This window comes from Kitasatospora xanthocidica (assembly GCF_014656195.1).
GTDB lineage: Bacteria > Actinomycetota > Actinomycetes > Streptomycetales > Streptomycetaceae > Kitasatospora > Kitasatospora xanthocidica.
In genome coordinates, this window is record NZ_BNBY01000001.1 from 380,189 (window position 1) to 406,104 (window position 25,916).

Here is a 25,916-nt window from a genome sequence, read left to right on the forward strand (position 1 = left end):
CGCCCTGGACCGAAAGGGTGGGGCGACCACCCCGAAAGATGCTGTAGAGTATTCCTCGTCGCCGCAACGGAGAGATCCGGAGAGGCGGCGGGTGCCCCACCAGGCACCGTGCGGACGTGGCTCAGTTGGTAGAGCATCACCTTGCCAAGGTGAGGGTCGCGAGTTCGAATCTCGTCGTCCGCTCGCAGTGCGCGAGCACAGCACAACTCAATAGTTTGACCTGCGGACGTGGCTCAGTTGGTAGAGCATCACCTTGCCAAGGTGAGGGTCGCGAGTTCGAATCTCGTCGTCCGCTCAGAAACGAAGGGCCCCCTCGATCGAGGGGGCCCTTCGGCATTCCCTCCGCGCGGCATTCCCCCACGAAATGGCCCATGACATTTGTCATCGCCCACCCGTGGATCCCCACCGCGATGTCATGACGGCCCGCACTGCCTGCGGGGCCCGGGCGGCGGAAGGCTTGGGGCATGGAAACGAGCCAGCCCTCCCGCCCCGACGACAGCGTGATCGAGGTCACCGACCTGCACCGCCGCTACGGCAGTGGCACCACCGGCTACCACGCCGTCCAGGGCGTCGACCTGACCGTCGGCCGCGGCGAGCTGTTCGCCCTGCTCGGCACCAACGGGGCCGGCAAGACCTCCACCATGGAACTCATCGAGGGCCTGGCCGCCCCCAGCGGCGGCACCGTCCGGGTGCTCGGCCACGACCCCCACCGGGAGCGCGCCGCGGTCCGCCCGCGGATCGGCATCATGCTCCAGGAGGGCGGCTTCCCCGGCGACCTCACCGCCGCCGAGACCGGCCGCGCCTGGGCCGGCATGACCAGCGGCACCCGCCCGGTCGAGGAGGCCCTGGAGCTGGTCGGCCTCGCCCACCGCCGCGACGTCCGGGTCAAGCAGCTGTCCGGCGGCGAACGGCGCCGGCTCGACCTCGCGATGGCCCTGCTCGGCCGCCCCGAGGTGCTGTTCCTCGACGAGCCCAGCACCGGCCTCGACCCGGAGGCGCGCGCCGCCGTCTGGCGGCTGGTCCGCGAACTGCGCGCCCAGGGCACCACCGTGCTGCTCACCACGCACTACCTGGAGGAGGCCGAGGAGCTGGCCGACCGGCTGGCCATCATGCACGGCGGCCGGGTCGTCACCAGCGGCACCGTCGCCGAGGTGATCGCCGGACGGCCGTCCCGGATCTCCTTCGAGCTGCCCGCGTTCGGCGGCACCTCGCTCCCGCCGCTGGCCGCCGAGGTCGCCGTCGACGGCCGCAAGGTCACCGTGCAGACCACCGACCTCCAGCAGACCCTCTACGACCTGCTCGGCTGGGCCCACCGGCACGGCATCGCGCTCGGCGCCCTGGACGCCCGCAGCGCCTCGCTGGAGGAGGCCTTCCTCGCCATCGCCTCCGAGGCCGCCAACCAGGCCCCGCCGCAGGCCGCACCGCCCTCCGGGACCGCCGCCCCCGCCCGTACCGCCCGCCGCCGCCTGATCGGATCCGCCCGATGACCACCGCCGTCCCCACCGCCACCGGCCCCACCACCGCCGGCCCGCGCAGCACCACCGCCCGCCGGCTGCTCGCCCTCGGCCGCGCCGAGGCCACCCTGCTGCTGCGCAACCGCACGGCCCTGTTCACCGCCCTGCTGCTGCCGCTGTTCCTGCTCTTCACGCTGCGGGGCACGCTCACCCAGCAGGCCGAGGACCACCCCGGGCTGGACGTCGACTCGCTGCTGGTCTACGGCTCGGTCGGGATGATGCTCGGCTTCGTCGTCTACTACAACCTGACCGCCGCCTACGTCGCCCGGCGCGGCGAGCTGGTCCTCAAGCGGCTGCGCACCGGCGAGGCCCGGGACATCGAGATCATGCTCGGCACGGCCGTCCCCTCGCTGGTGCTCGCGCTGCTGATGGCCGCCGTGATCGGGATCGGCGGCAGCGTCGCCCTGCACCTGGCGGTGCCGGTCAACCCGCTGCTGATGCTCGCCGGCCTGGTGCTGATCCTGGCCACCATGATCGCCATGGCCGCGCTGTCCAGCTCCTTCACCAAGACGGTGGAGAGCGCCGGCATCACCACCATGCCGATCATGCTGGTCATCCAGCTCGGCTCCGGCCTGTTCATCCCGCTGGAGGTGATGCCCGACCGGGTGGCCGACGTCTGCCGCCTGCTGCCGACCACCCCGGCCTACCAGCTGATCCGCGTCGGCTGGTTCGGCACCGACGGCTCGTCCGCCGCGACCGGCTTCGCCGGCAGCTGGGGCACCGCGGCCCCGCACCTGGTCACCGCGGCGGTCTGGCTGGGCCTGGCGGTCTGGGGCGCGGTGCGCTACTTCCGCTGGGAGCCGCGTCGCTGATTGGCCGACAGCAAATCAAGGTAATACCCCCAGTCAGACCTCTGATATGAAGGCAGCTGCAGGATCGTGGTCGAACTGGGGGCAGCACGTTGAACATGGGTTCACCACTGCGCAGATGGCGGGGCTTCGGAAAGCCCAAGCGCGCCGAGCTCTACTTCCGCTGGTCGATCTACCTGATGCCGCTGATCGTGCTGCCGGTGGCCCTGCTCGGCCTCGCCGCCCAGACCGGGCAGTACCCGGTCGGCTCCGCCCGGGTCATCCTGGCCGTCTCACTGGCCACCACCCTGGTGGGCATCCGGGCCTGCCGCACCTCGCTCGACCACTACCTGGGGCGGCCCACCGACCACCACCGCTGGCTCCTGGCCAACGGCGCGGTCACCGTCGTCGGCGCCTGGGCGCTGCTGCTGACCGGCCCGGCGATCGACGGGCCCACCGCTCCACCGCCCACCCTCCTCCTCACCACCGGCCTGCTGGTCGTCGCCTTCGCCCCGCTGTCCATCGGCCTCCCGCTGCGCTGGTCCGCCCCGGCCGCCGTCGTCCTCGCGCTGGTGGTCGCCCCGGCGATGATGCTGGCCGGGATGAGCGTCGGCAGCACCGCCGGACAGCTGGTCGGCACCGTGCTCGGGATGCCCTTCGTCGCGGCGAGCTGCCGCAGCTTCGCCTGGCTGACGGCGGTGGTCTGGGAACTGGACGGCGCCCGCGAGACGCAGTCCCGGCTGGCCGTAGCCGAGGAGCGGCTGCGCTTCTCCCGCGACCTGCACGACGTGATGGGCCGCAACCTCACCACCATCGCGCTGAAGAGCGAGCTCGCCGTCCAGCTGGCCCGCCGCGGACGCCCGGAGGCCGCCGAGCAGATGGCCGAGGTGCAGAAGATCGCCCAGGAGTCGCAGCGCGAGGTCCGCGAGGTCATCCGCGGCTACCGCACAGCCGACCTGCACGCCGAGGCGATCGGCGCCCGCGCGGTGCTGCGCTCCGCCGACGTCGCCTGCGAGATCGACCTCGGCGAGCACGCCGACGAACTGCCGCCGCCGGTCCAGTCGGTGTTCGGCTGGGTGATCCGCGAGGCCACCACCAACGTCCTGCGGCACAGCGAGGCCGGGCGCTGCCTGATCCGGCTGCGCCGGGAGGACGGCCGGGCGGTGCTGGAGCTGGAGAATGACGGGGTGCCCGCCGTGCCGCTCCCCTCCCAGGGCGGCGGCACCGGGCTGCGCGGGCTGCGCGAGCGGCTCGCCGCCCACGACGGCGAGCTGACCGTGCCGCCCGCGGCGGCGGGCACCTTCCGGATGCTCGCCACCGTCCCGCTGCCGGACCACGCGGACCGGACGGACCAGGCGGGCCACGCAGACCAGGCGGACCGAACGGACCAGGCGGACCGAGCGGCCCGCGCGACCTGAGCGGTCCGCCCGCCGCCGGACCCGAGCGACCCGAGCCGACCCGAGGAAGGCCCCACCCGATGACCGACCCCACCGTGCCCGTCCGCGTCCTGCTCGCCGACGACGAGCACCTGATCCGGGGCGCGCTCGCCGCGCTGCTCTCGCTGGAGGACGACCTGGAGGTGGTCGCACAGGCCGGCTCCGGCCCCGAGGCGCTCGCGATGGCCCGTACCCACCGGCCGGACGTCGCGGTGCTGGACCTGCAGATGCCCGGCAAGGACGGCATCGAGGTGGCCGCCGAGCTGCGCCGGCTGCTGCCGGACTGCCGCTGCATGATCGTCACCGGGCACGGCCGCCCCGGCTACCTGAAGCGGGCGCTGGAGGTCGGGGTGCGCGGCTTCCTGCCGAAGACCGTCTCGGCGGCGGACCTGGCGGGCATCATCCGCACCGTGCGCTCCGGCGGCCGGTACGTGGACCCGGAGCTGGCGGCGGACGCGATCAGCGCCGGGGAGACCCCGCTGACCCCGCGGGAGACGGACGTCCTGGAGCTGGCCGCCGACGGCACCTCGATCGTCGAGATCGCCGAGCGGGCCTCGCTCTCCCAGGGCACCGTCCGCAACTACCTGTCCTCGGCGGCCACCAAGCTGGGCGCGGAGAACCGGCACGCGGCGGTGCGGATCGCCCGCGAGCACGGCTGGATCTGACCGGCCGCGCCCGCGGGCGTCACCGGGTCACTGCCAGGTGGTCCCGGTCAGCCGCTCGTACACGTCGATGTACTTGGCGCGGGTCAGCTCGACCACCTCGGCGGGCAGCGCCGGCGGCGGCTGCTCGCTGTAGCGGTCCCAGCCGGAGGCCGGGGAGACCAGCCAGTCGCGGATCAGCTGCTTGTCGAAGGACGACTGCGAGCGGCCAGGCCGGTACTCGTCGGCCGGCCAGTAGCGGGAGGAGTCCGGGGTGAGCACCTCGTCGCCGATCACCAGCTCGCCGTCCAGCAGGCCGAACTCGAACTTGGTGTCGGCCAGGATGATGCCGCGCTCGCGCGCGATGTCCCGGGCCCGGGCGTAGACGTCCAGCGTGGTGCGGCGCAGCTGGGAGGCCAGCTCGGCGCCGATCCGGCGGGCGGTCTCCTCGTAGGGGACGTTCTCGTCGTGCTCGCCGACCTCGGCCTTGAGCGCCGGGGTGTAGATCGGGGCGGGCAGCTCGGAGCTGTTCTCCAGGCCCTCCGGCAGCGCGATGCCGCAGACCGTACGGCTCTCCTCGTACTCGCTCAGGCCGGAGCCGGCCAGGTAGCCGCGGGCGACGGCCTCGACCGGGATCATGTCCAGGCTGCGGCAGACCAGCGTGCGGCCCTTCCAGTCGGCGGGGGCGCCGGCCGGGACCTCGGTGGAGATCACGTGGTTGGGGACGATGTCGGCGATCCGCTCGAACCACCACAGCGACAGCTGGGTGAGGATGCGGCCCTTGTCGGGGATCTCGTTCGGCAGCACCCAGTCGTGGGCGGACGTCCGGTCGCTGGCCACCATGACCAGCTCTCCCGACTCGGTGCGGTAGAGGTCGCGCACCTTGCCGGTGTGCAGGTGGACCAGGCCGGGTACCTGGACCGGCTCGGGCTTGGTGACAAATCCGCTCAAGGTGTTCAGTCCTCAGGGGTCGTTCGCGGGCGTGGGGCACGGCGAAAGGGGAGGTCACTGCCCCCGCAGTCTTTCACGCCCGCCGGAACTCAGTTCTTGCAGAGCCGGTCCAGCAGGTTGGCGGTGGCCCGCTGGATCCGCTCGTCGGTCAGCCCCGGGCGGCCCAGCGCGGGCGACCAGGCGAAGGTGCCGGCCGCGAAGACGTACGCGCCGCTGGGCGCCCGGTACAGCGAGGTCTCCTGGTAGCGGGTGCGGCCGGCCAGGTCCCGGTACGGCGAGTGCGCCAGCAGCACCCGCTCGGTGTGCTCGGGCAGCGCCACCTTGGGGTAGTACCGGTCGGCCTCGCCGGCCACCAGGCCGGGCAGCTCGTCGCCCTCCTGCAGGCCGGTGCCGTCCCAGAGCCAGTGCGCGGTGTGCCGGGCGACCAGCGGGACGGGCGCGGCCACCCGGCCCGAGTACTGCACCCCGAGCAGGTGCTGCTCGGGCTCCCCCGCGTCCCGCCAGAGCGCGCTGGCGGCGCCGGTGGCGCCGGCGGCCGGGCTGCCGGGCCCGACCTTCTGCCGCTTGCGGCAGTTGAGCAGCCGGTTGGGCTCGCCGGAGGCGGCGGCGGTCAGCTCGACCCGCCAGTACATGGTGTTGGCGGACAGGAACACCAGCGAGGTGCCGCCGTCCCTGGCCCGCTCGGCGGCCCGGCGCATCGGCGCGGACCAGTACTCGTCGTGGCCGGGGAAGACCAGCGCCCGGTGCCGGGACGGGTCGACCAGTCCGGCGTGCAGGTCGGTGGCGGTGGCGTAGGAGAGGTCGTAGCCGTAGCGCTCGGCCCAGCGGATGAAGTCGTACGCGTGGCCGACGTGCAGCGGCAGTCCGGCGGTGGCGTGCGGACGGTCGAAGGAGACCGTGACGGCCGCCTCCGGCTCGCCGACCAGGTCGCCCCGGCCGTCCCAGGCGTGGTAGAGGCTGGCGCCGGTGCGGCCGTCCTCGGGGAACAGGTTGTACGCCTGCCAGGTCACGTCCGGGAGCACCAGGAGCAGTTCGGCGGTGTGCCCCTGGTCCTCGAAGTCCCGCACGGTGAACGGGATGTGGCTGCGGTGCAGCAGGTCCGCCGTGGTCAGCACGGCGACGTACGCGCCGGGCTTCCAGTGCGCCGGGACCTGCAGGCGCCAGGAGTGCCACCAGTGGTGGCAGGAGACCGTCCGGTCGACCACCAGCGGGGCTGGCTGGGCGAGGCCGGAGATCGGCGGGCTGGAGGTGATGTGGCGGGCGCCGTCGCCGCCGTAGTGGCCGATCCGGTAGACGTCCACGGTGAACTCACGGGGCGGGTTGACGGTGACCCGGAAGTCCACCGAGCCGCCGGGGCGGATCACCCCGGCCGAGGCGAAGCCCTTGATCTGCTGGTCGACGTCGTTGGAGCTCTGCGGGGTGCCGACCGGAGGCTTGGGCAGGGGGCCGGCCGTCAGCGGCCGCTGGCCGGGCGCGTCCACCGAGACGTACCAGGGCACGGCGCCCTCCGCCCCGGCCAGGTACTGGTCCGGGCTGCGCAGCCAGGGCAGCGGGCCCTGGCCGAAGGGGTCGGAGACGCTGTAGGCGTGCGTTCCGGACTCCCAGCGGCGGTTGAGTTCCGTCCCCACGCGCCCCTCCCAGGTGCACTTCCGCGACTCCTCGTTCGCCTCCGGGTGCCCCTGATCCGGTGTCGACGGTCCTGGCTCGGCGCTCGTCGCTTCCGGCACCGGCGCGCCCTTCGGCTCCCGAGGCCCGGTTGGCACGTGCCCCCCGGATGTGCGTGCGGTCTAATACACCACACAGTGCTGCCGGTTCGTCACCCTCCGGTGGCAATTGGTGCCGGGAATCTGACGGCCCGCCCGGAGGGGGCCTCCGGCCTGCGAGGACGACCGGCGGCCGGACCGGCCGGGGGCGCGTGCGGTGGTGTCGAGCGCCGCCCCACCGGTCACAGCCGGACGGTCACAGCCGGACGGGCTTCTCCAGCCGGACGTCGGCCGCGTCCAGCCAGGCCCGCAGCGGGCCGTCCTGGCCCTGTTCGACGGCCTGGGCGACCGGGCCGGCCAGGTCGGTGCGGCGGACCCCGCCGAGCAGCAGCACCGGACCGTCCAGCCAGTCCAGGCCGGGAGCACCGCCCGCGGTGTCCACGGCCGCGCAGCAGACCATCGCGGTGACGTGCTCGACCAGCAGGTCACGGCCGCTGCGGTCGGGCTCCAGCAGCGGGGCCGGGGCGGTGGTGCGGGCCAGCTGGGCGGCGAGGGCGGCGGCCAGCCGCTCGCCGTCGCCCTCGGCGAGCCGGACCAGCAGCCTGGTGAGGGTCGGGGCGCCGGGCCGGGACTGCGGGGCGAGCCGGTCCAGGGCGGACTGCAGCGCGGCGGCGCCCGCCCGCCAGCCGGCGTCCACCACCTCGGCCGGGTAGTCGGCCCACTCCAGCTCGTGCCAGGCGCCGGCCGCCGGGCGGCCGAAGAACAGCTCGGCGGCGAGCCGGGAGACCGCCCGGTCGACGGAGCCGGGCTCCTCCAGCAGGTCGCAGGCGGGGCGGTCGCCGAGCCGGCTGCCGTAGCCGTCGGCCAGCCGGTCGCGGCGGGACAGCTCGGTGAGGGCGGCGACCACGCCGGCGTTGAGGTGGGCCGGGTGGCGGCCGAGCCGCCAGGCGGGCAGCGCGACCCGGGTGAGCAGCCGGTCCCAGCCGGCGTAGGCGAGGCCGACCTGCTCCTGGGCGGCGATCCGCAGCCCGTAGTCGACCGCCCTGGCCTGCTCGGAGGCCCAGCTCGCGACGGCGCGCTCCAGTTCGGCGGAGTGGCCGCGGCAGGCGCCGAGCAGCCGGCGGGTGATCCGCCGGGCGATCCGGTCGGCGAGCGCGGCCGGACCGCGCCGGGGCGGCCGGGGCGGGGCGGCCAGGGTGCCGCCGCCGAGGCCGGGGGCCGCGCCCTGCCCGGAGTCCAGGCAGGCGTCCAGACCGCGCAGGAAGCGGCGGGCGGCGGCGATCTCCGGGTCGGCGGAGGCGGCGGCGCCGGCCACCACGGGGGCGAGCAGGGCGCGCAGCTCGCCGGCCCGCATCCACCAGAGGAAGGGCGAGCCGATCACCAGCACCGGGGCGGGCGGCTCCTCGTGCGGCCGCAGCGGGTGCGCGCGGCGCGGCGGGGCGACGTCCTCCAGCCAGCTGTCGCAGTCCGGGGTGAGGGCGATCGCGGAGGGCGCGGGGACGTCCAGCCGGTCGGCCAGCTCGTCGATCAGCCGGTACAGCTCGGGGGCCTCGGCGCGGTCCAGCGGGACGGCCGGGGTCCGGGGCGGCTCGGCCCGGCGCAGGGCGTGGGCGGTCAGCCCGGCGACCAGCAGGGTCACCCCGGCGACCGCGCAGACCACCCAGCGGGCGGCGTCCCAGCCGGCCGCGTCGGCGGCCCCGGGCGCGCCGATCCGGCCGGTGAACCGGCCCGCGAGCAGGACCACCGCCAGGGCGGCGGGCAGGACGGCGGCGGCCAGCGCGAGGCCTCGGACGCGCAGGACCGCGTGGGCGTGAGCGCGCGCGGTGTCGACAGCGGCCATACGGTGCGGCACCCCCTTCGGAGCCCTCGGGCGCCCGGCTACGGGCCCTGAGCCGACTCGAAACGATCAGTTCCGACCGGGAAGCGGAGGTGTCCGATCCCGGTAGTGCATGCTGCGTGGCGCTACTGCCATTTTCGACGCCCCGGTGCGGGTGGTCGTTCCGGATCTCCCCGGTTCTCACTCGTCCCGGTGACGCCGCCCGAATTCCGGACGCCCGCGACCGGTCCGGTGCGAAGCACCCGGCGACCGCCCGGCCGGACGCCGTCCAGCATCCCCCCGCGGAAGCGCCGCTACCCGGCGGCGACCCCGGCGCGCGACCCCCGCGCGCTGCGATCCAGCGCACCATAAGGCCGGGCGGACCGTTACGTCAGCCGGATGCGGGTGCTGTCACCCGATGGGCTGGAATCCGTCGGCTGAACGGTGCGTCCGCCCCGGGAACCACTCCAGTCCCGAAACGCCGAGGGCGCTGCGTCCATGGGGGTTGGTTCCCACGGCCCGCAGCGCCCTCGGGGCAAGCTTCGGAACGGCTCTCGGAGCAGCCTCGGAGCCGCTCCCGGAACAGCCTCCGAGCGGCCTCTCAGCGGCCTGACGTCGCTACGCGGTGGCCGCCTTCAGCGCGATGTCGGTGCGGTGCTGACCGCCCTTGAGGGAGATCCGGTCCACCGCGGCGTACGCGTGCCCGCGCGCCTCGGCCAGGTCGGCGCCGGTCGCGGTGACCGACAGCACGCGGCCGCCGGCGCTCAGCACCTGCCCGTCCTCGCCCGCCTTCGTCCCGGCGTGCAGCACGAACGCGGTGCCGTCCGCCTCGGCCTCGGCCAGGCCCTCGATCGGGTCGCCGGTGCGCGGCGCGGCCGGGTAGCCCTCGGAGGCGACGACCACGGTCACGGCCGCCCCCTCGTCCCAGCGCAGCGGCTCCAGCTGGTCCAGGGTGCCGGTGGCGGAGGCCAGCAGCACCGCGGCCAGCGGGGTGCGCAGCCGGGCCAGCACGACCTGGGTCTCCGGGTCGCCGAAGCGGGCGTTGAACTCGATCACCCGGGTGCCGCGCGAGGTGAGCGCCAGGCCCGCGTACAGCAGGCCGGAGAACTCGGTGCCGCGGCGGCGCAGCTCGTCCACGGTCGGCTGCAGGACGGTCTCCAGGACCTCCTCGACCAGCCCGGCGGGCGCCCACGGCAGCGGCGAGTAGGCACCCATGCCGCCGGTGTTGGGGCCCTCGTCGCCGTCCAGCGCGCGCTTGAAGTCCTGCGCGGGCTGCAGCGGGACGACGGTCGTGCCGTCGGTGATCGCGAACAGCGAGACCTCGGGGCCGTCCAGGTACTCCTCGATGACCACGCGCTCGCAGGAGGCCGCGTGCTCCAGCGCCTCCGCGCGGTCGGAGGTGACCACCACGCCCTTGCCGGCGGCCAGCCCGTCGTCCTTGACCACGTACGGGGCGCCGAAGGCGTCCAGCGCCTCGGCGGCCTCCGCCGCGGTGGTGCAGACGTAGGAGCGGGCGGTGGGGACACCGGCGCCGGCCATCACGTCCTTGGCGAAGGCCTTGGAGCCCTCCAGCTGGGCCGCGGCGCCGGACGGGCCGAAGACGGGGATGCCGGCCGCGCGTACGGCGTCGGCCACGCCGGCGACGAGCGGTGCCTCCGGGCCGACCACGACCAGGGCGGCGTCGAGCCGCTCGGCCAGGGCGGTGACCTGGGCACCGTCGAGCTGGTCGACCGGGTGGACCGTCGCCACCTGTGCGATCCCGGCGTTGCCCGGGGCACAGTGCAGCTCGGTCACGGCGGGATCTTGGGACAGAGAGCGGCACAGGGCGTGTTCGCGGGCGCCGCCGCCGATGACGAGGACCTTCACGCCTCGCAACAGTAGTCGGTGGCCGGTTCCGGCCGCTCTCCGGTCCCGTCGGATCCTCCAGGAGAACCGCTTTGTACGCCGAGGATGCCGGAGGATCCTCCAAGTCCGAAGGGGGTCGGACGGCGGTCGGTGCCCGGGTCACGACCACGGGTCACCGGGCCCTCGCTCGGACGGGTGAAATCCCGCCGGGCCCCGCAACCCGCTCACCTCGGGTTCCGGTGGCCGAAACCGGTAACGATCAACCACGAAGCTCCCCCATGGTCAGCCATTTGGCGGTAAGAAGTGCTGTTGGACAACCACCGGCAGACCCAGCGTCAGCCGATGCACCGCCAGCACCCAGCCGCCCGCCCGCCACAGGGAGCCCCACAGGTGAGCCAGCCGGAAATGCAGCCCGAGGAGAGTGCCTGGGGCAAGGAGATCGGCGAGGAGGACCCGCCCGCCGCCGCCGTGGTCCGGCGCGCCTCCACCCGCCACCGGACCGATCTGAGCACCCGCCAGTTCCCGCTCGGGGACTGGGGCGAGCCCGCCGAGCGGCTGGAGGAGCTCTACCGCTGGTCCGAGGAGCGGGCGGTCGAGGCGATCGAGTGGTACCGCCGGGACCGGGTCTGGAAGCGCCGCTGGGCACGGCTGCTGCGGTTCGGCACGGCCGGGTTCGCGGTCGGCGGGGTGACCGCCCCGCTGGTCGACCTGGCCGGCGCCTTCGCGCACGGCACCAGCTGGGGCTACGTCGGCCTGGCGCTCTCCGCCGGCTGCTACGGCGTCGACCGGGCCTTCGGCGTCACCTCCGGCTGGATGCGGGACGTCTCCACCGGGCAGGCCCTGCAGCGCCGGCTGGAGGCCTTCCAGTTCGACTGGGCCTCGGAGTGCGTGCGCGAGGTGCTCGGCCCGACCGAGGGCACCGCGGGCGAGGCCGCCGAGCGCTGCCTGGGCGTGCTGCGCCGGTTCTGCGAGGACGTCTCGGACATGGTCCGCACCGAGACCTCGGAGTGGATGCTGGAGTTCCGCGCCTCGATGACCCAGCTGCCCACCCAGGCCCCCGGGAGCTGGGGCGGGCGCTCCGAGCCCGGGGTGGGCGCCCAGGTGCGGGTGCTGCCGCCGCCGGGCACCCGGCCGACCATGCCGCGCCAGCGGCCGCCGGAGGGGCCGCTGCGGTAGCGCCTGCCCCTCCTGCGTCGGCGCCCGGCGGCAGCTCAGGCGTTCAGTCGCTCAGTCACGCTACGCGAAGACGATCATCGAGCCCTGGGTGACGCTCCTGGTCGCCGCCGCGTACAGGCCCGACCAGGCGTGCCGCTCCCGGGCGAAGGGGTGCACGTCGTCGATCGGCGGCCCGAACGGCTGCTCCAGACCGGTCGGGCCGAGCGGCCGGGTCGGGTCCGGCGGGTTGAGCGGATCGATGCCCAGCGCCGGTGCCACGGCCTGGAGTTCGCGCAGCAGTCCGTGGCTGGAGCCGAGCGGGCCGCCGGTGGCGAGCAGCGCGTCGTCCACCAGCGGCACCGCGAACTCGATCGGCACGTACGCGCCCGCGTGGTCGAAGTGCCAGACCAGGTGGGACTGTTCGGCGCTGCTCTCGAACATCTCCAGCAGCTGCTCGTAGTCCCCGCCGAGCGCGTCGACCGGGGTGATGTCCAGGCCGGTGAGGCCCAGCAGGTAGGCGCGGCGCAGGAAGTGCAGCGAGTCGTAGTCGAACGCGGCTATCGGCTCGACGGCGCCGCTGAGGCCGGGGACGTACTCGTAGACCGGCACCTCGGGCAGCCCTCGCGAGACCAACACCGAGTTGTAGAGGGCTAGGTCGTCCCGGAAGGGGTTGTCGGGGCTGTGGCTCAGCACGTCCACCAGCGGGACGAGCCAGAGGTCGCAGGCCATGGCCGGCAGTTCCTCTCCGGGCGGCGGGAATCGCCCGCGGAGCGGGGCGACGACGGGGGCGGGGTCGGTACCCGGACGGCCCTTTCACGGGGCGCCCGGTTCGACGCCCGCCCACCCTACCGGCCCGGGGCCGCGTGCGGGTCGGGCCGTCCTCGCGGGGCCTCGGGGGGCGCGGACGGGGGCAGCCGGCGGCCCAACCGGCCGTACGGGACCGAGCGGGGCTGCGGCACCAGGCCGAGGCCCAACCCCAGCTCACGGCCCAGCTCCCGGCCGACCTCGTCGCCCCGCGACGGCCGGCCGCCACGGGCCGGACCGGGCTCGGACCCGGCCTCCGGAGCGGGGGCGGAGGGGGCGGCCGGCTCTCCGGCACCGGGCGCCGGCGGCGTCCCGTCCGTCCCTGCCGTCCCCGCCGTCCCTGCCGCCCCTGCCGCCCCTGCCGTCTCGGCGAGCAGTCCGAGGACCGTCACCGACTCCAGCGGCTGCCCGGCCAGTTCGGCCAGCGTCCGGGCGGTGTGCAGGTTGTACTCGCAGATGATCCGGTGCGCGCCGGCCAGGTCACGCGCCTCGATCGCCGCGACCAGGTCCGGGTGGCGGTCCCAGCAGACCCCGGCCAGGCTGGGCATCTCCCGCAGGTAGGGGGCCGCGAACATCCAGGACTGCACCCGCAGCCAGTCCAGGTAGTCGGCGATCCGGCGGTTGCCCAGCAGCCCCGCGACCTCCTGCCAGAACCGCCGGTCGCAGCCCACCATCACGTCCAGGTTCCCGGCCCTGGCGGCCCGGACGGCCGCGTCGGCCCGGCGGTGCAGCGAGGGCAGCCGGCTGAGGTCGGGTAGGGCGCGGCGGGTCGAGAACTGGCGGTGGAAGCTGTCGGTGAGCAGCACCCGGGACTCGAAGATCTCCAGGAAGTCGTCCCAGCACAGCTCGGGCACCGTGAAGCCGCGGTGGTGCTCGACCCGCAGCAGGCCCTGCGAGCCCAGGTCGACCAGCGCCTCGCGGGCCGGGGTCGCGGAGACGCCGTAGAGCTCGGCGATCTCCTTGACGGTGAAGTTGCGACCGGCCGCCAGTCGGCCGGCCATCATCTCCTCGCGCAAGGCGCCGGCGATCTGTTCGCGCAGGCTGTTGCGCTGGATGACGGGACGGGGGGTGCCGCCGTCGCCGGTGCCAGGCATGGGCGCGACCTCCTCGGGCGGGCCGACCGGGCCGGTCTTCGACGGGCCGGCGGGAACACGACGAGTGCTCATCTTCTCAAACCCGCCCGGGCCAGGTCCGAACCAACCCTCCGGAAGCCGCCGGGCGCCCCCTGGCTCAGCGCTGGACCGGCGCCGGGATCCCCAGCAGGCGGTCCCGCAGCACCGGGAACTCCTCCCGCGCCCTGGCCACCTCGGCCGGGTCGAACTCGACCGTCAGCACCTGCTCCTCCGCCCCCGCCTCGGCCAGCACCCGGCCCCACGGGTCCACCACGATGCTGTGCCCGGCCTGCTCCACCCCGGCGTGCGTCCCGGCCGTGTTGCAGGCCAGCACGAAGGCCTGCTCCTCCACCGCCCGCGCCCGGGCCAGCAGCGTCCAGTGCTCACGCCGCTTGGCCGGCCAGGCCGCCGGGACCACCAGCAGCTGCGCGCCCGCGTCCAGCAGCGCCCGGAACAGCTCCGGGAAGCGCAGGTCGTAGCAGGTGGCCAGGCCCAGCGTGGCGAAGTCGGTGGGCGCGGTGACGATCTCCTGCCCGGCGCCCATCACCACCGCCTCGCCGCTGTCGAAGCCGAAGCGGTGGATCTTGCGGTAGGTGTGCACCAGCTCGCCGTCCGGGGCGAACAGCATCGAGGTGTTGTAGATCGGCCCGTCCGGGTCGCGTTCGACGATCGAACCGGCGTGCAGCCAGACCCCGGCCGCCCGGGCGGCGGCCGCCATCGCGTCCGAGGTGGGCCCGTCCAGGCCCTCCGCGCCGTCCGACCAGAGGTCGTGGGCGAAGCCGCCGAGCGGCCACAGCTCCGGCAGCACCACCAGGTCGGCGCCCTGCTGGGCCCGCACCAGCGCCGCCGCCCTGGCCCGCCGCTCGGCGGGCGGCTCGGCGTCGGAGACCGCGAGTTGGATCAATGAAGCGCGCACAGTACCACCGTCCACGGCAAGAGACCTACGATCGTCACCCGAAAGCGCTGCCCAGCTGTCTCCCGGCAGCGTAACGTGCGGTTAGCGTGTGCGCCCGGAAGCCGGACCATCCCGGTCGGCCAGGACGGCCGGGCGCGGACGGCAAGGAAGCTGACGGAGGGCCGGAGATTCCCGTGACGGACAACCAGACCGTGCAGGCTCACACCGAGGCCTGGACCCAGAGCATCGAGTCCATATCGGAGCTGGTCGCCCCCCTCCCCGAGGGGTCCTGGAACCGGCCCACCGAATGCCCCGGCTGGTCCGTCCGGGACGTCGTCTCGCACGTCATCGCGGTCGAGTCGGAGCTGCTCGGCGACCCGCGCCCGATCCACTCGCTGCCCCGTGACCTCCGTCACGTGACCACCGAGTTCGCCCGCTACGTCGAGCTGCCGGTCGACAAGCGCCGCTGCCACACCGCGCTGGAGATGACCAGCGAGCTGGAGTACACGGTCATCCGCCGCTCCCGCGCGCTGCGCAACGCCAAGCAGACGCCCGGCGAGCCCGTGCGCTGGCCCGCCGGCCCGCTCGCCAGGGACGTCCCGTACCACGAGCTGCTGCGGATGCGGGCCTTCGACGTCTGGGTGCACGAGCAGGACCTGCGCCGGGCCCTGGAGACCCCCGGCAACCTGGACTCCCCCGCCGCGCTGATCGCCCGGGACCTCCTGCTGGAGCTGCTGCCCAAGGCCGTCGCCAACAAGGCCGGCGTCCCGGCCGGGACGGCCCTGGTGCTCGACGTCACCGGCCCGGTGGAGTTCCTGCGCACCGTCCGGGTGGACGCCACCGGCCACTGCACCGTGGACGAGTCGATCAGCCTGGCCCCCGACGTCCAGCTCACCATGGACTGGGAGACGTACGTGCGGCTCGCCTGCGGCCGCGGCCGGCCCGGCCCGGTGTCCGTGGAGGGCGACAAGGAGCTCGCCGAACGGGTGCTGGCGAACTTCTCCGTCACCATCTGAACCACCCGGCGCCCCTGGCGCACACCACCCGGCGTACACGCACCAACGCGCGCCGGGTGGGCACCACTCGCGCATCCATACGTCAACCCAGCACCAGCCACCTCACCTGTTTGGCCTCGTTGTTCCGGGCAGTCCTGCCACCACCCGGAAGAAGGAGGGGCGTCCACCATGGACGACGAACAGGAACAGCGGGAACAGATGGTGCTGGTGCGGTCGAGCTTCCCGGTCACCGGGCAGCCGATCCGCGTCGTGATGATCGACGGCGAGCCGTGGTTCGTCACGGCGGACGTGTGCCGGGTGCTCGGTCGCGGCAACGCGGCGCAAGCTGTGAAGGGGCTGGAAGAGCACCAGCACCGCACCGTCGACATGAGGGCGGTAACTGTCACCAAAAGTGATAGTTACGACGTTTCCGCAGGTCGGAAACTGTACAGCCACGCGAATCCATACCTACGCGTGCTGAACGAGGCAGGCCTGTACACCCTGCTGATGCGGTCCAACAAGGCGTCCTCCAAGCCGTTCAGGGATTGGGTCACCCGTGACCTCCTCCCTTCCATCCGCCGCGGGGACACCGACATCCCCACCCAGCAGCGGCGGATGGCGGAGACCCTGGCCGAGGCGGTCGGGCAGCAGGTGGAGATCATCGCCGAACTCAATCGCGACGGCTGGCCCCAGGTCTACCTGCGGTCGGACGGGGCGGTGTACTGCAAGCACGGGGAAATGCTCTACGACGTGCCGGCGCGCGAGGACGACAGCGGCCCGCCCTTCGGCGGCTACTACTCCTGCCCGAGTGTCGAGCGGGTCGGCATCAGGGGTGGCACGGCCATCCCCCGGTGCTCGAAGGTCAAGATCGTGGATCTGGTCCGCATGCTTGTCCTGGCACCCGCACCAACCCCTCTCGGTGACGGACAGCTGACCGTGGAACTGCATGGCGCTCGAATCTATGGGACGGCCCGGCAGATCTCGGACCTGATGCGCGAGTACGGCCGCTGATGCCATCGCTAACCCTCGCTTTTGGCTAGGGTTAGCGCGTCTTCGCAGGTCAGAAACCCTACGCATCAACCTTCCGGCGCAGCCGGAGGATCATCAGCGTCCCCACTGCCAGCGGGACGTACTGCCAGCAGAACGCCCAGCGGAAGGCGTCGGCCGAGTACGAGCCGGCGCCTTCCGGGGTGAGGGCGTCGAGCAGTACGCCGATGCCGAACAGTGTGATCATCGTTCCGATGAAGCCGCCCATGTTGACGATCCCGGAGGCGGTGCCGAGCCGCTCCGCGGGGTTGCGCGAGCGGGCGTAGTCCAGGCCGACGAGCGAGGCCGGGCCGTTGCTGCCCATCACCAGGATGATCCCGACCAGCAGCCAGGTCGGCGGGTGTCCGCCGGGCCAGGCCAGTACCAGTGCCCAGCCGAGCGCGGTGGCCGTGATGGCGGTGAGCACGATCGGCATACGGGCGCGCGCCGTCGCGGAGAGCAGCCGGCCGAAGAGGAAGCCGAAGGTCATGTTGGAGAGCACCAGCAGGGTCAGCAGCCCGCCGGCCCCGGCCCGGGACATGCCCTGCGCCTCGACCAGGTAGGGCAGGCCCCAGAGCAGGCCGAAGGCGTTGCCGGGGAACTGGGTGGTGAAGTGCACCCACAGGCCCAGCCGGGTGCCCGGCTCCCGCCAGCAGTCCAGGACCTGCCGGCGCAGGCCTGGCCGTTCCCGGTGTTCCACCGGCCGTACCGGGGCCGCCGGCACCGGGGACTCCCGGAGGAAGAGCGCGACCAGCGCGAACACCGCCACGCCGAGCAGCGCGATCGCGGCGAAGGTCGGCGTCCAGCCTTCGCTGTGCAGTGCCTGGGCCAGCACCACGGTGGTGATCAGGTTGCCGCCCATCCCGGCAAGACCGGTCAGCTGGGCGACGAACGGGTTCTTCGCCGCCGGGAACCAGCGGGCGGCGATCCGCAGCACGCTGATGAAGGTCATCGCGTCGCCGCAGCCGAGCACCGCCCGGGAGGCGAGTGCCGGGGCGAAGGTGGAGCTGAACGCGAAGGCGAGCTGCCCGGTGCTCAGCAGCAGCACGCCGAGCAGCAGCACCCGGCGCGGCCCGAACCGGTCGACCAGCAGGCCGACCGGGATCTGCATGGCCGCGTAGACCAGCACCTGGAGGATCGAGAAGGTGGAGAGCGCCGAGGCGCCGATGCCGAAGCGGTCGGCGGCGTCCAGTCCGGCGACCCCGAGGCTGGTGCGGTGGATGACGGCCAGGACGTAGACGCTGACGCCGACGGACCAGGCCAGCCAGGCCGCGCGGCCGCCGGGCGGTCCGGCCGCGGGGACGGCGGTGCCTCGGGGAGCGGGAGCGGAAGCGGGAGCGGGGGCGGACAGGGGCGCGGCTGGGCGGGCGGGCTCCACGGTCATAGTGCGACCAGGTTAGTCATCCCATGATGGGAGGCCCAGGGCGGGGTTCGGTCGTCCGGACGCGAACCCGCACCGACCGGACGCGGCCCCGCGCCCCCGCGGGGCCGTGGATCCGCCGGTGCGCTCCCCGGTCTCAGCCGGCCAGCGTCCAGGACACCGACCGGGTCATGTAGCGGTCCCGGAAGGCCTCGTCCCGTACCCAGTCGGTGGTGTCCCGGACGGTCGCGGTCACGGTGGCCGTCCGGCCCGGGGGCAGGTCCAGCCGCGCGGTGTCCAGCCAGGAGCCGTCGGCCGACTGCGGCGTCACCGGGACGCCGTCCACCTTCCACTCCACCTTCAGCTGCCGCGGCCCGCTCAGCGGCAGCGCCCGGACGTCGAGCCGGGGCCGCCCGGCCACTTCGCCGGGCGGCGGCACCGGGGCGTCGGTCGGGCGGACCTTGCGGTACAGCTCCTCGACGATCGCCTCCCGCGAGGGCAGGTTGTAGGTGCTGCCCAGGGTGCGCATGACCGAGTCCGGGGTCGGCCGGTAGAGGCCGTTGGCGCTGCGGTAGGCCCCGACCAGCCCGGCGCCGTCCGGGGACTCGGCGCCCAGCCAGCGCCACCACTTGGTCTGCTTCCTGCGCATGTCGTCGGCGTTGAGGGTGGAGAGGTTCGGGTAGTCGGCGTCGTCCGGGGCGCTGTCGTACTCGTCGCCGAGGTCCCCCACGGTGTGCCCGATCTCGTGCTGGATGATCCGCCCGGCGTCCTGGCTGCCGCCCGCCAGGGTGGTCACCCCGGTGCCCCCGGCTCCGCCGTACTCCGTGGAGTTGGCCAGGGCGATCAGGTACTGCGGCCCGGCGCCGTCCCCCGCGTAGCGGGCGGTGGCGGACTCGTCGGCGCAGAGCAGCCGGGCGGTGCCCTCGCACCAGAAGTGCATGCCGAGCGGGGTGGCCGGGTGGCGGCCGCGGCTCTCGCTCTCGGCTATCCCGGAGACCGGGGAGACCACCTCGACCCGCCGTATGTTGAAGAAGCCCTGGTAGGTGCGGAAGGGCTCGATCTCCATCAGCGCGTGCCAGGCCCGGTCGGCCTGCTGCCGGAACAGTTCCTGTTCTCCGGCGGTGTAGCCGTCGCCGAGCAGGACCAGGGTGATCCGGTTGGCCGGGTCCCCGGTGCGGCGTATGTCGACGGTCGGGGCGGCCGCGGGTATCCGCTGGTCGGCGCGGACCGCGGTGTGCGGCGGCACCGCCCGGTCGGCCGGGGCCCCCGGCCCGATCACGCCGAACGGCGAGGGGGCGGCCAGTTCCAGGGCGGCGGGCAGCAGGGCGGTGGACACCAGCACGAGCGCGGCCAGACTCCGGACGAGACGGCCAGGGTTGCCAGACGGCATACGGGTGCGTCCTCGGGGCTCCGGTCACCCGGCGTCGCCCGGGTGGTGGAGCGGAGACGTACCCGGCGCGGCGTGTCGCCCCCACCGGCGGACGCAAATGTCACCGACCTGGCCGAACGATCCGCATCCTCCCCGCCGTACCGGTCATGCCCGTCATGCCCGTCATGCCTGTCGTGCCTGACATACCAACCAGATCGCCGCTCAGGACCGCCGGAAGTCCAGCACCAGATGGGTGCCCAGCCCGAAGAGCAGCCCCCAGAAGGCCGAGCCGATCCCGAACAGGCTCATCCCCGAGGCACTCGCCAGGAAGGTCACCACCGCCGCGTCCCGGCCGCGCTCCTCCGCGACCGCCGCCGTCAGGCTGCCCTGCAGCGCGGCCAGCAGCGCGACCCCGGCGATCACCGCGATCAGCTCCTTCGGCAGCCCGGTGAACAGGCTCACCAGCACCCCGCCGAAGCTGCCCACCAGCACGTACAGCACGCCCGAGGACATCCCCGCGACGTAGCGGCGGCGCGGGTCCGGGTGGGCCTCCGGGCCCGAGCAGATCGCCGCCGTGATCGCCGCCAGGTTCACCCCGGGCGAGCCGAACGGCGCCACCAGCATCGACACCGCGCCGGTCGAGCCGATCAGCAGCCGGTCGTCCGCCCGGTAGCCGAAGGCCCGCATCACCCCGAGGCCCGGCGCGTTCTGCGAGGCCAGCGCGACGATGGTGAGCGGCAGTGCCAGCCCCACCAGCGCCGACCAGGAGAAGGCCGGCACCGTCAGCACCGGCACGGTCGGCCCGCCCGAGCCCGGCCGCAGCGACAGTCCGACGGTCAGCGCCGCCAGCACCCCGCCGACCAGCAGCGCGACCGGTACGGCGTACCGCGGCGCGAGGCGCTTGGCCAGCAGGAAGGCCGTGAAGCTGCCCAGCACCAGCACCGGCGCGCTGTGCACCGCGCCGAAGATCCCGGCACCGAAGGAGAACAGGATGCCCGCGAGCATCGCGTTGACGATCCCCACCGGCACCGCGGCGATCAGCCGGCCGAACCAGCCGGTCACCCCGAACAGCGCCACCACCACCGCGCTCACCAGGAACGCCCCGACCGCTTCCCGGTAGGGGTAGTCGCCCAGGCTGGTCACCAGCAGCGCGGCCCCCGGGGTGGACCAGGCGGTGATCACCGGCGTCCGGGTCCACCAGCTCAGCGCGAAGCCGCTCAGCCCGCTGCCGATCGCCACCGCCCAGATCCAGGAGGCGGTGTGCGCCGGGTCCAGCCGCCCGGCGGCCGCCGCCGCCAGCACCACCACCAGCGGTCCCGAGAAGGACACCGCGACGCAGATCAGGCCCGCCAGCAGCGCCGGCCCCGACACGTCGCGCCGCAGCGAACGGCGTTCCCCGCTCCCGACCGGTGTCGTCTCCGGTCTGATCGTCAGCTCATCCGTCATCCCGGCAGTATCCCGAAGCAAGGGTCCGGAGGTCCCGAAAAAGTTTTTGAATCCACCTGCAACCCCCGGCGGGGATGCGCGTCTATACGGATGAAGGCACGGAGAGCGAGACCGGCAGAGCCGGGGGGGCGCTTCCGCTCGGTAGGAGCGGGGCCGGTCGTCTTCACCATCACACCGTCAGTCACATGACCCTGGGGAGTCACGTCATGCGCATGCCCGTTATCACCCGTTTTGCGAAGAACGACCGCGCGCTCTCCGGCCGCCGCCGCGTCGCCGTCCTCGCCGCCACCACCGTCCTCGCCGGCGGCGTCCAGTTCCTCGCCACCGACACCGCCTGGGCCTGCGGCAGCTCCACCGGAACGACCTTCCCCGCCCCGACCACGCCCGCCTCCGCGCACCACGGCTCCTTCTCCGTGGGCTTCCACATGACCCCCGGCGGCCAGACCATCACCGCGGGCGGCGCCAAGGTCGAGGTCGGCGTCGGCATCACCAACTTCACCGGTGCCCCGTACGAGAACGTCTCCGCGATGCTCTCGCTGTACAACCCGGTGTCGAGCCACCCGGGGGAGGGCGTCGACCTGGGGACCGCCAACCTCCGGACCGAGGACTTCACCGTCGAGGTCATGAGCGGCGGCGTCTGGAAGCCGGTCGCCCTCCGCCACAGCTGCGACCCGGCGCTCTTCACCCTCGTCTCCCCCGCCACCACCACCGCGCGGCTGGAGGACGGCCGGGCCGCCAACTTCGCGTTCCGCGTGGGCCTCTCCGCGAAGGCGCCGAAGAGCCTGAGCGAGATCGAGATCGGCGTCCTCGCCACCGCGCCCGGGTTCGGGGCCGCCGGCGGCGGACAGCAGCACACCTACCGCGTGGAGCGGGCCGCCTCCGAGCCGACCACTCCGGCCAAGCCCAAGCCCACCAAGCCGGCCGCCCCCACCAAGAAGGCCGAGCCCGCCGCCGCGCCGGCCGCCGACAAGACCCCCGCCAAGGCCACCCAGCCCGCCAAGGCACCGGCCGCCGCGCCCGCCGCGCCGGTCGCGACCCCGTCCGCCGCCCCGGCCACCACGGCGCCCGCCGGCACCCCGGAGCTGGCCCAGACCGGCGCCTCGTCCGCCAACACCTTCCTCGCCCTCTCCTCCGCCGCCCTCCTCGCCCTCGGGGCCGGCGTCCTGATCGCCGTCCGCCGACTCCGTCCCCAGCGGTAACCGGCGGGCGGGCACAGGAAAGGGGGCCCTCCTCTTCCGCACGGCGGTGCGGAAGAGGAGGGCCCCCTTCTCATTCCTTCGGGGCCGTCAGCCCCAGGTGATCAGGCGCTTCGGGCGCTCCAGCAGGGCGGCCACGTCGGCCAGCACCTTGGAGCCCAGCTCCCCGTCCACCAGGCGGTGGTCGAAGGAGAGCGCCAGCGTGGTCACCTGACGCGGGACCACCTTGCCCTTGTGCACCCACGGCAGTTCCCGGACCGCGCCGAAGGCGAGGATGGCCGCCTCGCCCGGGTTGAGGATCGGGGTGCCGGTGTCGACGCCGAAGACGCCGACGTTGGTGATGGTGATCGTCCCGCCCTGCATGTCGGCCGGCGAGGTCTTGCCCTGGCGGGCGGTCTCGACCAGCTCGCCGAGCGAAACGGCCAGCCCGGAGAGGGTCTTGGACCCGGCGTCCTTGATGTTGGGGACGATCAGGCCGCGCGGGGTGGCCGCGGCGATGCCGAGGTTCACCTGGCCCCTGATGACGATCTCCTGGGCCGCCTCGTCCCACTGCGCGTTGATCTCGGGGTGCCGCTTGACCGCGGTCAGCAGCGCCCTGGCGACCAGCAGCAGCGGGCTGACCCGGACGTCCCGGCCCAGCTCGCCGCTCTCCTTGAGCCGGCGGACGAACTTCATCGTGCGGGTCACGTCGACCTGGACGAACTCGGTGACGTGCGGGGCGGTGAAGGCCGAGGCCACCATCGCCTGCGCGGTCGCCTTGCGGACGCCCTTGATCGGCACCCGGACGTCGCCCGTGGCCGGGGCGGCCGCCGAGGCGACGACCGGCTCGGCCACGACGGCCTCGGCCACCGGCGCCGGAGCGGCCGCAGCCGCCGGAGCCGCCTGGGCCGTGGCGTACGCGTGCACGTCCTCGCGGGTGATCACGCCGTCCCGGCCGGTCGGGGTCACGGCGCGCAGGTCGACGCCGAGGTCCTTGGCCAGCTTGCGCACCGGCGGCTTCGCCAACGGCCGGTCACCGGCGGGGACTTCGGCCACCGGCGCCGGAGCGGCCGGAGCCACCGGGGCGGGCGCGACCGAAGCAGCGGCCGGAGCAGCGACAGGCACCGCCGCCGGCTTGGCCGCGGTGACGGTGGTGGTGGTCCGCCGGGCCCGGCGGGTGGAGCCGCCGGTGCGCGGGCCGTACCCGACCAGCACCTCGCGGCGCTCCGGCTCGGCCTCCTCGGCGGGGGCCGGCGCGGCGGGTACCGCCGCGACGGGGGCGGCCGGAGCCGCGGCCCCCGCCTCCCCGGCGACCGCGACGGAGATGATCACGGTGCCGACGTCGACCGTGGTGCCCTCGGGGAAGTGCAGCTTCTCGACCACCCCGTTGAACGGGATGGGCAGCTCCACCGCCGCCTTGGCGGTCTCCACCTCGCAGACGACCTGCCCGTCGGTGACGGTGTCACCGGGCTTGACGAACCAGCTGAGGATCTCGGCCTCGGTGAGGCCCTCGCCCACATCGGGCATCTTGAACTCGCGGAGCGAGCGAACTTCGGTGGTCATCTTCGCTCCCCGGTATCAGTACGCGAGCGCGCGGTCGACGGCGTCGAGCACGCGGTCAAGGTCGGGGAGGAAGGCCTCCTCGACGCGGGACGGCGGGTACGGCGCGTAGTAGCCGCCGACCCGCAGAACCGGTGCCTCCAGGTGGTAGAAGCACTTCTCCGTGAGCCGGGCGGCCAGCTCGGCGCCCATGCCCAGGAAGACGGGTGCCTCGTGCACCACGACGGCGCGACCGGTGCGCTTGACCGAGTCCTCCAGGGTGGTGAAGTCCACCGGGGAGAGCGAGCGCAGGTCGACGACCTCCAGCCGGCGGCCGTCCTCCTCGGCGGCCGCGGCGGCCTCCAGGCAGACCTTGACCATCGGGCCGTACGCGATCAGCGTCGCGTCGGTGCCGGGCCGGACGATCCGGGCGTCGTGCATGCCCAGGTCGGGGGCGTCGCCGACCTCGCCCTTGTCCCAGTAGCGGCGCTTGGGCTCCAGGAAGATGACCGGGTCGTCCGACTCGATCGCCTGGCGCAGCATCCAGTGCGCGTCGTGCGGGTTGGACGGGGTGACCACGCGCAGACCGGCGGTGTGCGCGAAGTAGGCCTCGTGCGACTCGCTGTGGTGCTCGACCGCGCCGATGCCACCCGCGTAGGGGATCCGGATGGTGACCGGCATCTTGACGTGGCCGAGCGCGCGGGCGTGCATCTTCGCCAGCTGGGAGACGATCTGGTCGAAGGCCGGGTAGACGAAGCCGTCGAACTGGATCTCCACCACCGGGCGGTAGCCGCGCAGGGCCAGGCCGATCGCGGTGCCGACGATGCCGGACTCGGCGAGCGGGGAGTCGATCACCCGGTCCTCGCCGAAGTCCTTCTGCAGGCCGTCGGTGATCCGGAAGACGCCACCGAGCTTGCCGATGTCCTCGCCCATGAGGAGGGTCTTCGGGTCGTTCTCCAGCGACTTGCGCAGCGCTCCGTTCAGCGCCTTGGCGATGCTCAGCTGACCGGCCATCAGAGGTTCTCCCCCGCCTCGAAGGAGGCCGCGTACGCGACGTACTCGGCCCGTTCCTCATCGACCAGTGTGTGCGGCTCGCTGTACACGTGGTCGAAGATCAGGGTCGGGTCCGGGTCCGGCATGCCGCGCACGCCCTCGCGCACCCGCAGCCCCAGCTGCTCGCTCTCGGCGTCGACGGCGGCGAAGAACTCCTCGTCGGCCAGGCCCTCCTTCTCCAGGTGGGCGCGGAGCCGGCTGATCGGGTCCTTGGCCTTCCAGGCCTCGGTCTCCTCGGTGTGCCGGTAGCGGGTGGGGTCGTCGGAGGTGGTGTGGGCGCCCATGCGGTAGGTGAACGCCTCGATCAGCACCGGGCCGTTGCCGTTGCGGGCGTGGTCGAGCGCCCAGCGGGTGACCGCGAGGCAGGCCAGCACGTCGTTGCCGTCGACCCGCACGCCGGGGAAGCCGAAGCCGGAGGCGCGGCGGTACAGCGGGATCTTGGTCTGGGTGGTGGTGGGCTCGGAGATCGCCCACTGGTTGTTCTGGCAGAAGAACACCACCGGCGCGTTGTAGACCGAGGCGAAGGTGAAGGCCTCGTTGACGTCGCCCTGGCTGGAGGCACCGTCGCCGAAGTACGCGATCACCGCGTCGTCGGCGCCGTCCTTGGTGATGCCCATCGCGTAACCGGTGGCGTGCAGGGTCTGCGAGCCGATCACGATGGTGTAGAGGTGGAAGTTCTTCTCGTTCGGGTCCCAGCCGCCGTGGTTCACGCCGCGGAACATGCCGAGCAGGTTCAGCGGGTCGACGTCGCGGCACCAGGCCACGCCGTGCTCGCGGTAGGTGGGGAAGGCGTAGTCGCCGGTGCGCATGGCGCGGCCGGAGCCGACCTGGGCGGCCTCCTGGCCGAGCAGCGAGGCCCACAGGCCCAGCTCGCCCTGGCGCTGCAGCGCGGTGGCCTCGCCGTCGAACCGGCGCACCAGCACCAGGTCGCGGTAGAGGGAGCGCAGCTCGTCCGGAGTGGTGGTGAGGGGGTAGTCGGGGTGCTCGACCCGCTCGCCTTCCGGCGTGAGCAGCTGGACGAGCTCCGGCTGGGCGTCCGTACCCGCGGCGCGGAGGGTGTCAGGGACAGCGGGGGCCGCCTTCTTGCGGGCCCTCGCCGTGCTTTTGACGGTCACGTTCACTCCTCGGTCTGTCCGGCCGCCCGGGGTCGCCGGTGACCGGTCCGGTCACCGCCTCGCGGGGCGCGCGTGGGTGTGCGCTCCCACTGCGGGGCAGGTGGTGATCCTGTTCCGACGGCACCCTCACGAGAACGTTACCCAGCGTCCGCCCTCGGCGCGCTTGCGCTAGGACGTC

The 25,916-nt window shown here is 73.7% G+C and carries 21 protein-coding genes and 2 tRNA genes; 10 read left to right on the plus strand and 13 right to left on the minus strand.

The genetic code is table 11. From position 1 onward, the window contains the following. Nucleotides 1-110 precede the first annotated feature (110 nt). The 6 genes from IE332_RS01655 (at nt 111) to IE332_RS01680 (ending at nt 4,403) form a co-directional block, all read left to right on the plus strand. A tRNA-Gly gene (locus tag IE332_RS01655) sits at nt 111-183 on the plus strand. A 39-nt stretch (nt 184-222) separates the two neighbouring features. After that, nucleotides 223-295: transfer RNA gene (locus IE332_RS01660), tRNA-Gly, on the plus strand. Nucleotides 296-464: 169 nt separating this feature from the next. Continuing rightward, nucleotides 465-1,487 carry an ABC transporter ATP-binding protein gene (locus IE332_RS01665; protein ID WP_189913221.1) on the plus strand — a complete coding sequence of 341 codons (1,023 nt, stop codon included), beginning with the start codon at nt 465-467 and terminating at the stop codon, nt 1,485-1,487. Next, a complete protein-coding gene (locus IE332_RS01670) occupies nt 1,484-2,326 on the plus strand; it encodes an ABC transporter permease (RefSeq protein WP_189913222.1) in 843 nt (280 codons plus the stop codon). The genes IE332_RS01665 and IE332_RS01670 overlap by 4 nt, the downstream gene beginning before the upstream one ends. Nucleotides 2,327-2,421: 95 nt before the next feature. Further along, on the plus strand, nt 2,422-3,720 hold the full coding sequence (locus IE332_RS01675) for a sensor histidine kinase (RefSeq protein ID WP_189913223.1): 1,299 nt from the start codon (nt 2,422-2,424) through the stop codon (nt 3,718-3,720). 59 nt (nt 3,721-3,779) lie between these two features. Then, nucleotides 3,780-4,403, plus strand: a complete 624-nt coding sequence (locus tag IE332_RS01680; RefSeq protein ID WP_189913224.1) for a response regulator transcription factor — start codon at nt 3,780-3,782, stop codon at nt 4,401-4,403. A 27-nt stretch (nt 4,404-4,430) separates the two neighbouring features. On the opposite strand, the gene IE332_RS01685 is transcribed toward IE332_RS01680, so the two are convergent. The 4 genes from IE332_RS01685 to purD all read right to left on the minus strand — a co-directional run bounded on the left by IE332_RS01685 (nt 4,431) and on the right by purD (nt 10,715). After that, the gene (locus IE332_RS01685) at nt 4,431-5,330 is read right to left on the minus strand and encodes a phosphoribosylaminoimidazolesuccinocarboxamide synthase (protein ID WP_189913225.1); all 900 of its coding nucleotides are present in this window, start codon (nt 5,328-5,330) and stop codon (nt 4,431-4,433) included. An 89-nt stretch (nt 5,331-5,419) separates the two neighbouring features. Further along, nucleotides 5,420-6,958 (minus strand): N,N-dimethylformamidase beta subunit family domain-containing protein, encoded by a 1,539-nt coding sequence (locus IE332_RS01690; RefSeq protein ID WP_189913226.1) that lies wholly within the window; start codon nt 6,956-6,958, stop codon nt 5,420-5,422. Nucleotides 6,959-7,289: 331 nt separating this feature from the next. Continuing rightward, nucleotides 7,290-8,873 (minus strand): M48 family metalloprotease, encoded by a 1,584-nt coding sequence (locus IE332_RS01695; protein ID WP_189913227.1) that lies wholly within the window; start codon nt 8,871-8,873, stop codon nt 7,290-7,292. Nucleotides 8,874-9,467: 594 nt separating this feature from the next. Continuing rightward, nucleotides 9,468-10,715, minus strand: a complete 1,248-nt coding sequence (gene purD, locus IE332_RS01700) for a phosphoribosylamine--glycine ligase (protein WP_189913228.1) — start codon at nt 10,713-10,715, stop codon at nt 9,468-9,470. A 369-nt stretch (nt 10,716-11,084) separates the two neighbouring features. On the opposite strand from purD, the gene IE332_RS01705 reads away from it, so the two are divergent. Next, the gene (locus tag IE332_RS01705; RefSeq protein ID WP_229928216.1) at nt 11,085-11,870 is read left to right on the plus strand and encodes an SLATT domain-containing protein; all 786 of its coding nucleotides are present in this window, start codon (nt 11,085-11,087) and stop codon (nt 11,868-11,870) included. Between the two features lie 60 nt (nt 11,871-11,930). Here IE332_RS01705 and IE332_RS01710 read toward each other — a convergent pair whose 3' ends face one another. The 3 genes from IE332_RS01710 to IE332_RS01720 all read right to left on the minus strand — a co-directional run bounded on the left by IE332_RS01710 (nt 11,931) and on the right by IE332_RS01720 (nt 14,681). Then, a complete protein-coding gene (locus IE332_RS01710; protein WP_189913229.1) occupies nt 11,931-12,578 on the minus strand; it encodes a putative DNA-mimic protein in 648 nt (215 codons plus the stop codon). 116 nt (nt 12,579-12,694) lie between these two features. Further along, entirely contained in the window at nt 12,695-13,747 is a 1,053-nt protein-coding gene (locus tag IE332_RS01715; RefSeq protein ID WP_189913230.1) for a GntR family transcriptional regulator, read from the minus strand. 136 nt (nt 13,748-13,883) lie between these two features. Then, a complete protein-coding gene (locus tag IE332_RS01720; protein WP_189913231.1) occupies nt 13,884-14,681 on the minus strand; it encodes a carbon-nitrogen family hydrolase in 798 nt (265 codons plus the stop codon). A gap of 173 nt (nt 14,682-14,854) precedes the next feature. Between IE332_RS01720 and IE332_RS01725 the strand changes: the two genes are divergently transcribed. Then, nucleotides 14,855-15,676 (plus strand): maleylpyruvate isomerase family mycothiol-dependent enzyme, encoded by an 822-nt coding sequence (locus IE332_RS01725; RefSeq protein ID WP_189913232.1) that lies wholly within the window; start codon nt 14,855-14,857, stop codon nt 15,674-15,676. Nucleotides 15,677-15,844: 168 nt separating this feature from the next. Further along, nucleotides 15,845-16,666 carry a BRO-N domain-containing protein gene (locus IE332_RS01730; RefSeq protein WP_189913233.1) on the plus strand — a complete coding sequence of 274 codons (822 nt, stop codon included), beginning with the start codon at nt 15,845-15,847 and terminating at the stop codon, nt 16,664-16,666. A gap of 58 nt (nt 16,667-16,724) precedes the next feature. Here the strand turns inward: IE332_RS01730 and IE332_RS01735 are convergent, their stop codons facing one another. The 3 genes from IE332_RS01735 to IE332_RS01745 form a co-directional block, all read right to left on the minus strand. After that, nucleotides 16,725-18,065, minus strand: a complete 1,341-nt coding sequence (locus IE332_RS01735) for an MFS transporter (protein WP_189913234.1) — start codon at nt 18,063-18,065, stop codon at nt 16,725-16,727. Between the two features lie 133 nt (nt 18,066-18,198). Beyond that, entirely contained in the window at nt 18,199-19,431 is a 1,233-nt protein-coding gene (locus tag IE332_RS01740; RefSeq protein ID WP_189913235.1) for a M64 family metallopeptidase, read from the minus strand. Nucleotides 19,432-19,632: 201 nt separating this feature from the next. Then, on the minus strand, nt 19,633-20,856 hold the full coding sequence (locus tag IE332_RS01745) for a benzoate/H(+) symporter BenE family transporter (protein ID WP_189913236.1): 1,224 nt from the start codon (nt 20,854-20,856) through the stop codon (nt 19,633-19,635). Between the two features lie 206 nt (nt 20,857-21,062). Here IE332_RS01745 and IE332_RS01750 point away from each other — a divergent pair, with 206 nt between their 5' ends. Then, nucleotides 21,063-22,055, plus strand: a complete 993-nt coding sequence (locus IE332_RS01750) for an LPXTG cell wall anchor domain-containing protein (RefSeq protein WP_189913237.1) — start codon at nt 21,063-21,065, stop codon at nt 22,053-22,055. Between the two features lie 87 nt (nt 22,056-22,142). Here IE332_RS01750 and IE332_RS01755 read toward each other — a convergent pair whose 3' ends face one another. The 3 genes from IE332_RS01755 to pdhA are packed head-to-tail and all read right to left on the minus strand — an operon-like array spanning nt 22,143 to nt 25,738. Next, nucleotides 22,143-23,594, minus strand: a complete 1,452-nt coding sequence (locus tag IE332_RS01755) for a dihydrolipoamide acetyltransferase family protein (protein ID WP_189913238.1) — start codon at nt 23,592-23,594, stop codon at nt 22,143-22,145. A 15-nt stretch (nt 23,595-23,609) separates the two neighbouring features. Further along, the gene (locus IE332_RS01760; RefSeq protein ID WP_373313664.1) at nt 23,610-24,584 is read right to left on the minus strand and encodes an alpha-ketoacid dehydrogenase subunit beta; all 975 of its coding nucleotides are present in this window, start codon (nt 24,582-24,584) and stop codon (nt 23,610-23,612) included. Further along, nucleotides 24,584-25,738 carry a pyruvate dehydrogenase (acetyl-transferring) E1 component subunit alpha gene (pdhA, locus tag IE332_RS01765; protein WP_373313665.1) on the minus strand — a complete coding sequence of 385 codons (1,155 nt, stop codon included), beginning with the start codon at nt 25,736-25,738 and terminating at the stop codon, nt 24,584-24,586. Before pdhA ends, IE332_RS01760 begins: the two co-directional genes overlap by 1 nt. Between the last annotated feature and the right edge of the window lie 178 nt (nt 25,739-25,916).

Bases quoted from the DNA above. Each gene is read 5' to 3' on its own strand.
- IE332_RS01695 (WP_189913227.1), bottom strand. From the start codon at position 8,873: ATGGCCGCTGTCGACACCGCGCGCGCTCACGCCCACGCGGTCCTGCGC.
- IE332_RS01710 (WP_189913229.1), bottom strand. From the start codon at position 12,578: ATGGCCTGCGACCTCTGGCTCGTCCCGCTGGTGGACGTGCTGAGCCAC.
- IE332_RS01670 (WP_189913222.1), top strand. From the start codon at position 1,484: ATGACCACCGCCGTCCCCACCGCCACCGGCCCCACCACCGCCGGCCCG.
- IE332_RS01760 (WP_373313664.1), bottom strand. From the start codon at position 24,584: ATGGCCGGTCAGCTGAGCATCGCCAAGGCGCTGAACGGAGCGCTGCGC.
- IE332_RS01735 (WP_189913234.1), bottom strand. From the start codon at position 18,065: ATGACCGTGGAGCCCGCCCGCCCAGCCGCGCCCCTGTCCGCCCCCGCT.
- IE332_RS01680 (WP_189913224.1), top strand. From the start codon at position 3,780: ATGACCGACCCCACCGTGCCCGTCCGCGTCCTGCTCGCCGACGACGAG.
- IE332_RS01715 (WP_189913230.1), bottom strand. From the start codon at position 13,747: ATGCCTGGCACCGGCGACGGCGGCACCCCCCGTCCCGTCATCCAGCGC.
- IE332_RS01730 (WP_189913233.1), top strand. From the start codon at position 15,845: ATGGACGACGAACAGGAACAGCGGGAACAGATGGTGCTGGTGCGGTCG.
- IE332_RS01755 (WP_189913238.1), bottom strand. From the start codon at position 23,594: ATGACCACCGAAGTTCGCTCGCTCCGCGAGTTCAAGATGCCCGATGTG.
- IE332_RS01745 (WP_189913236.1), bottom strand. From the start codon at position 20,856: ATGACGGATGAGCTGACGATCAGACCGGAGACGACACCGGTCGGGAGC.
- IE332_RS01740 (WP_189913235.1), bottom strand. From the start codon at position 19,431: ATGCCGTCTGGCAACCCTGGCCGTCTCGTCCGGAGTCTGGCCGCGCTC.
- IE332_RS01675 (WP_189913223.1), top strand. From the start codon at position 2,422: ATGGGTTCACCACTGCGCAGATGGCGGGGCTTCGGAAAGCCCAAGCGC.
- IE332_RS01750 (WP_189913237.1), top strand. From the start codon at position 21,063: ATGCGCATGCCCGTTATCACCCGTTTTGCGAAGAACGACCGCGCGCTC.
- IE332_RS01665 (WP_189913221.1), top strand. From the start codon at position 465: ATGGAAACGAGCCAGCCCTCCCGCCCCGACGACAGCGTGATCGAGGTC.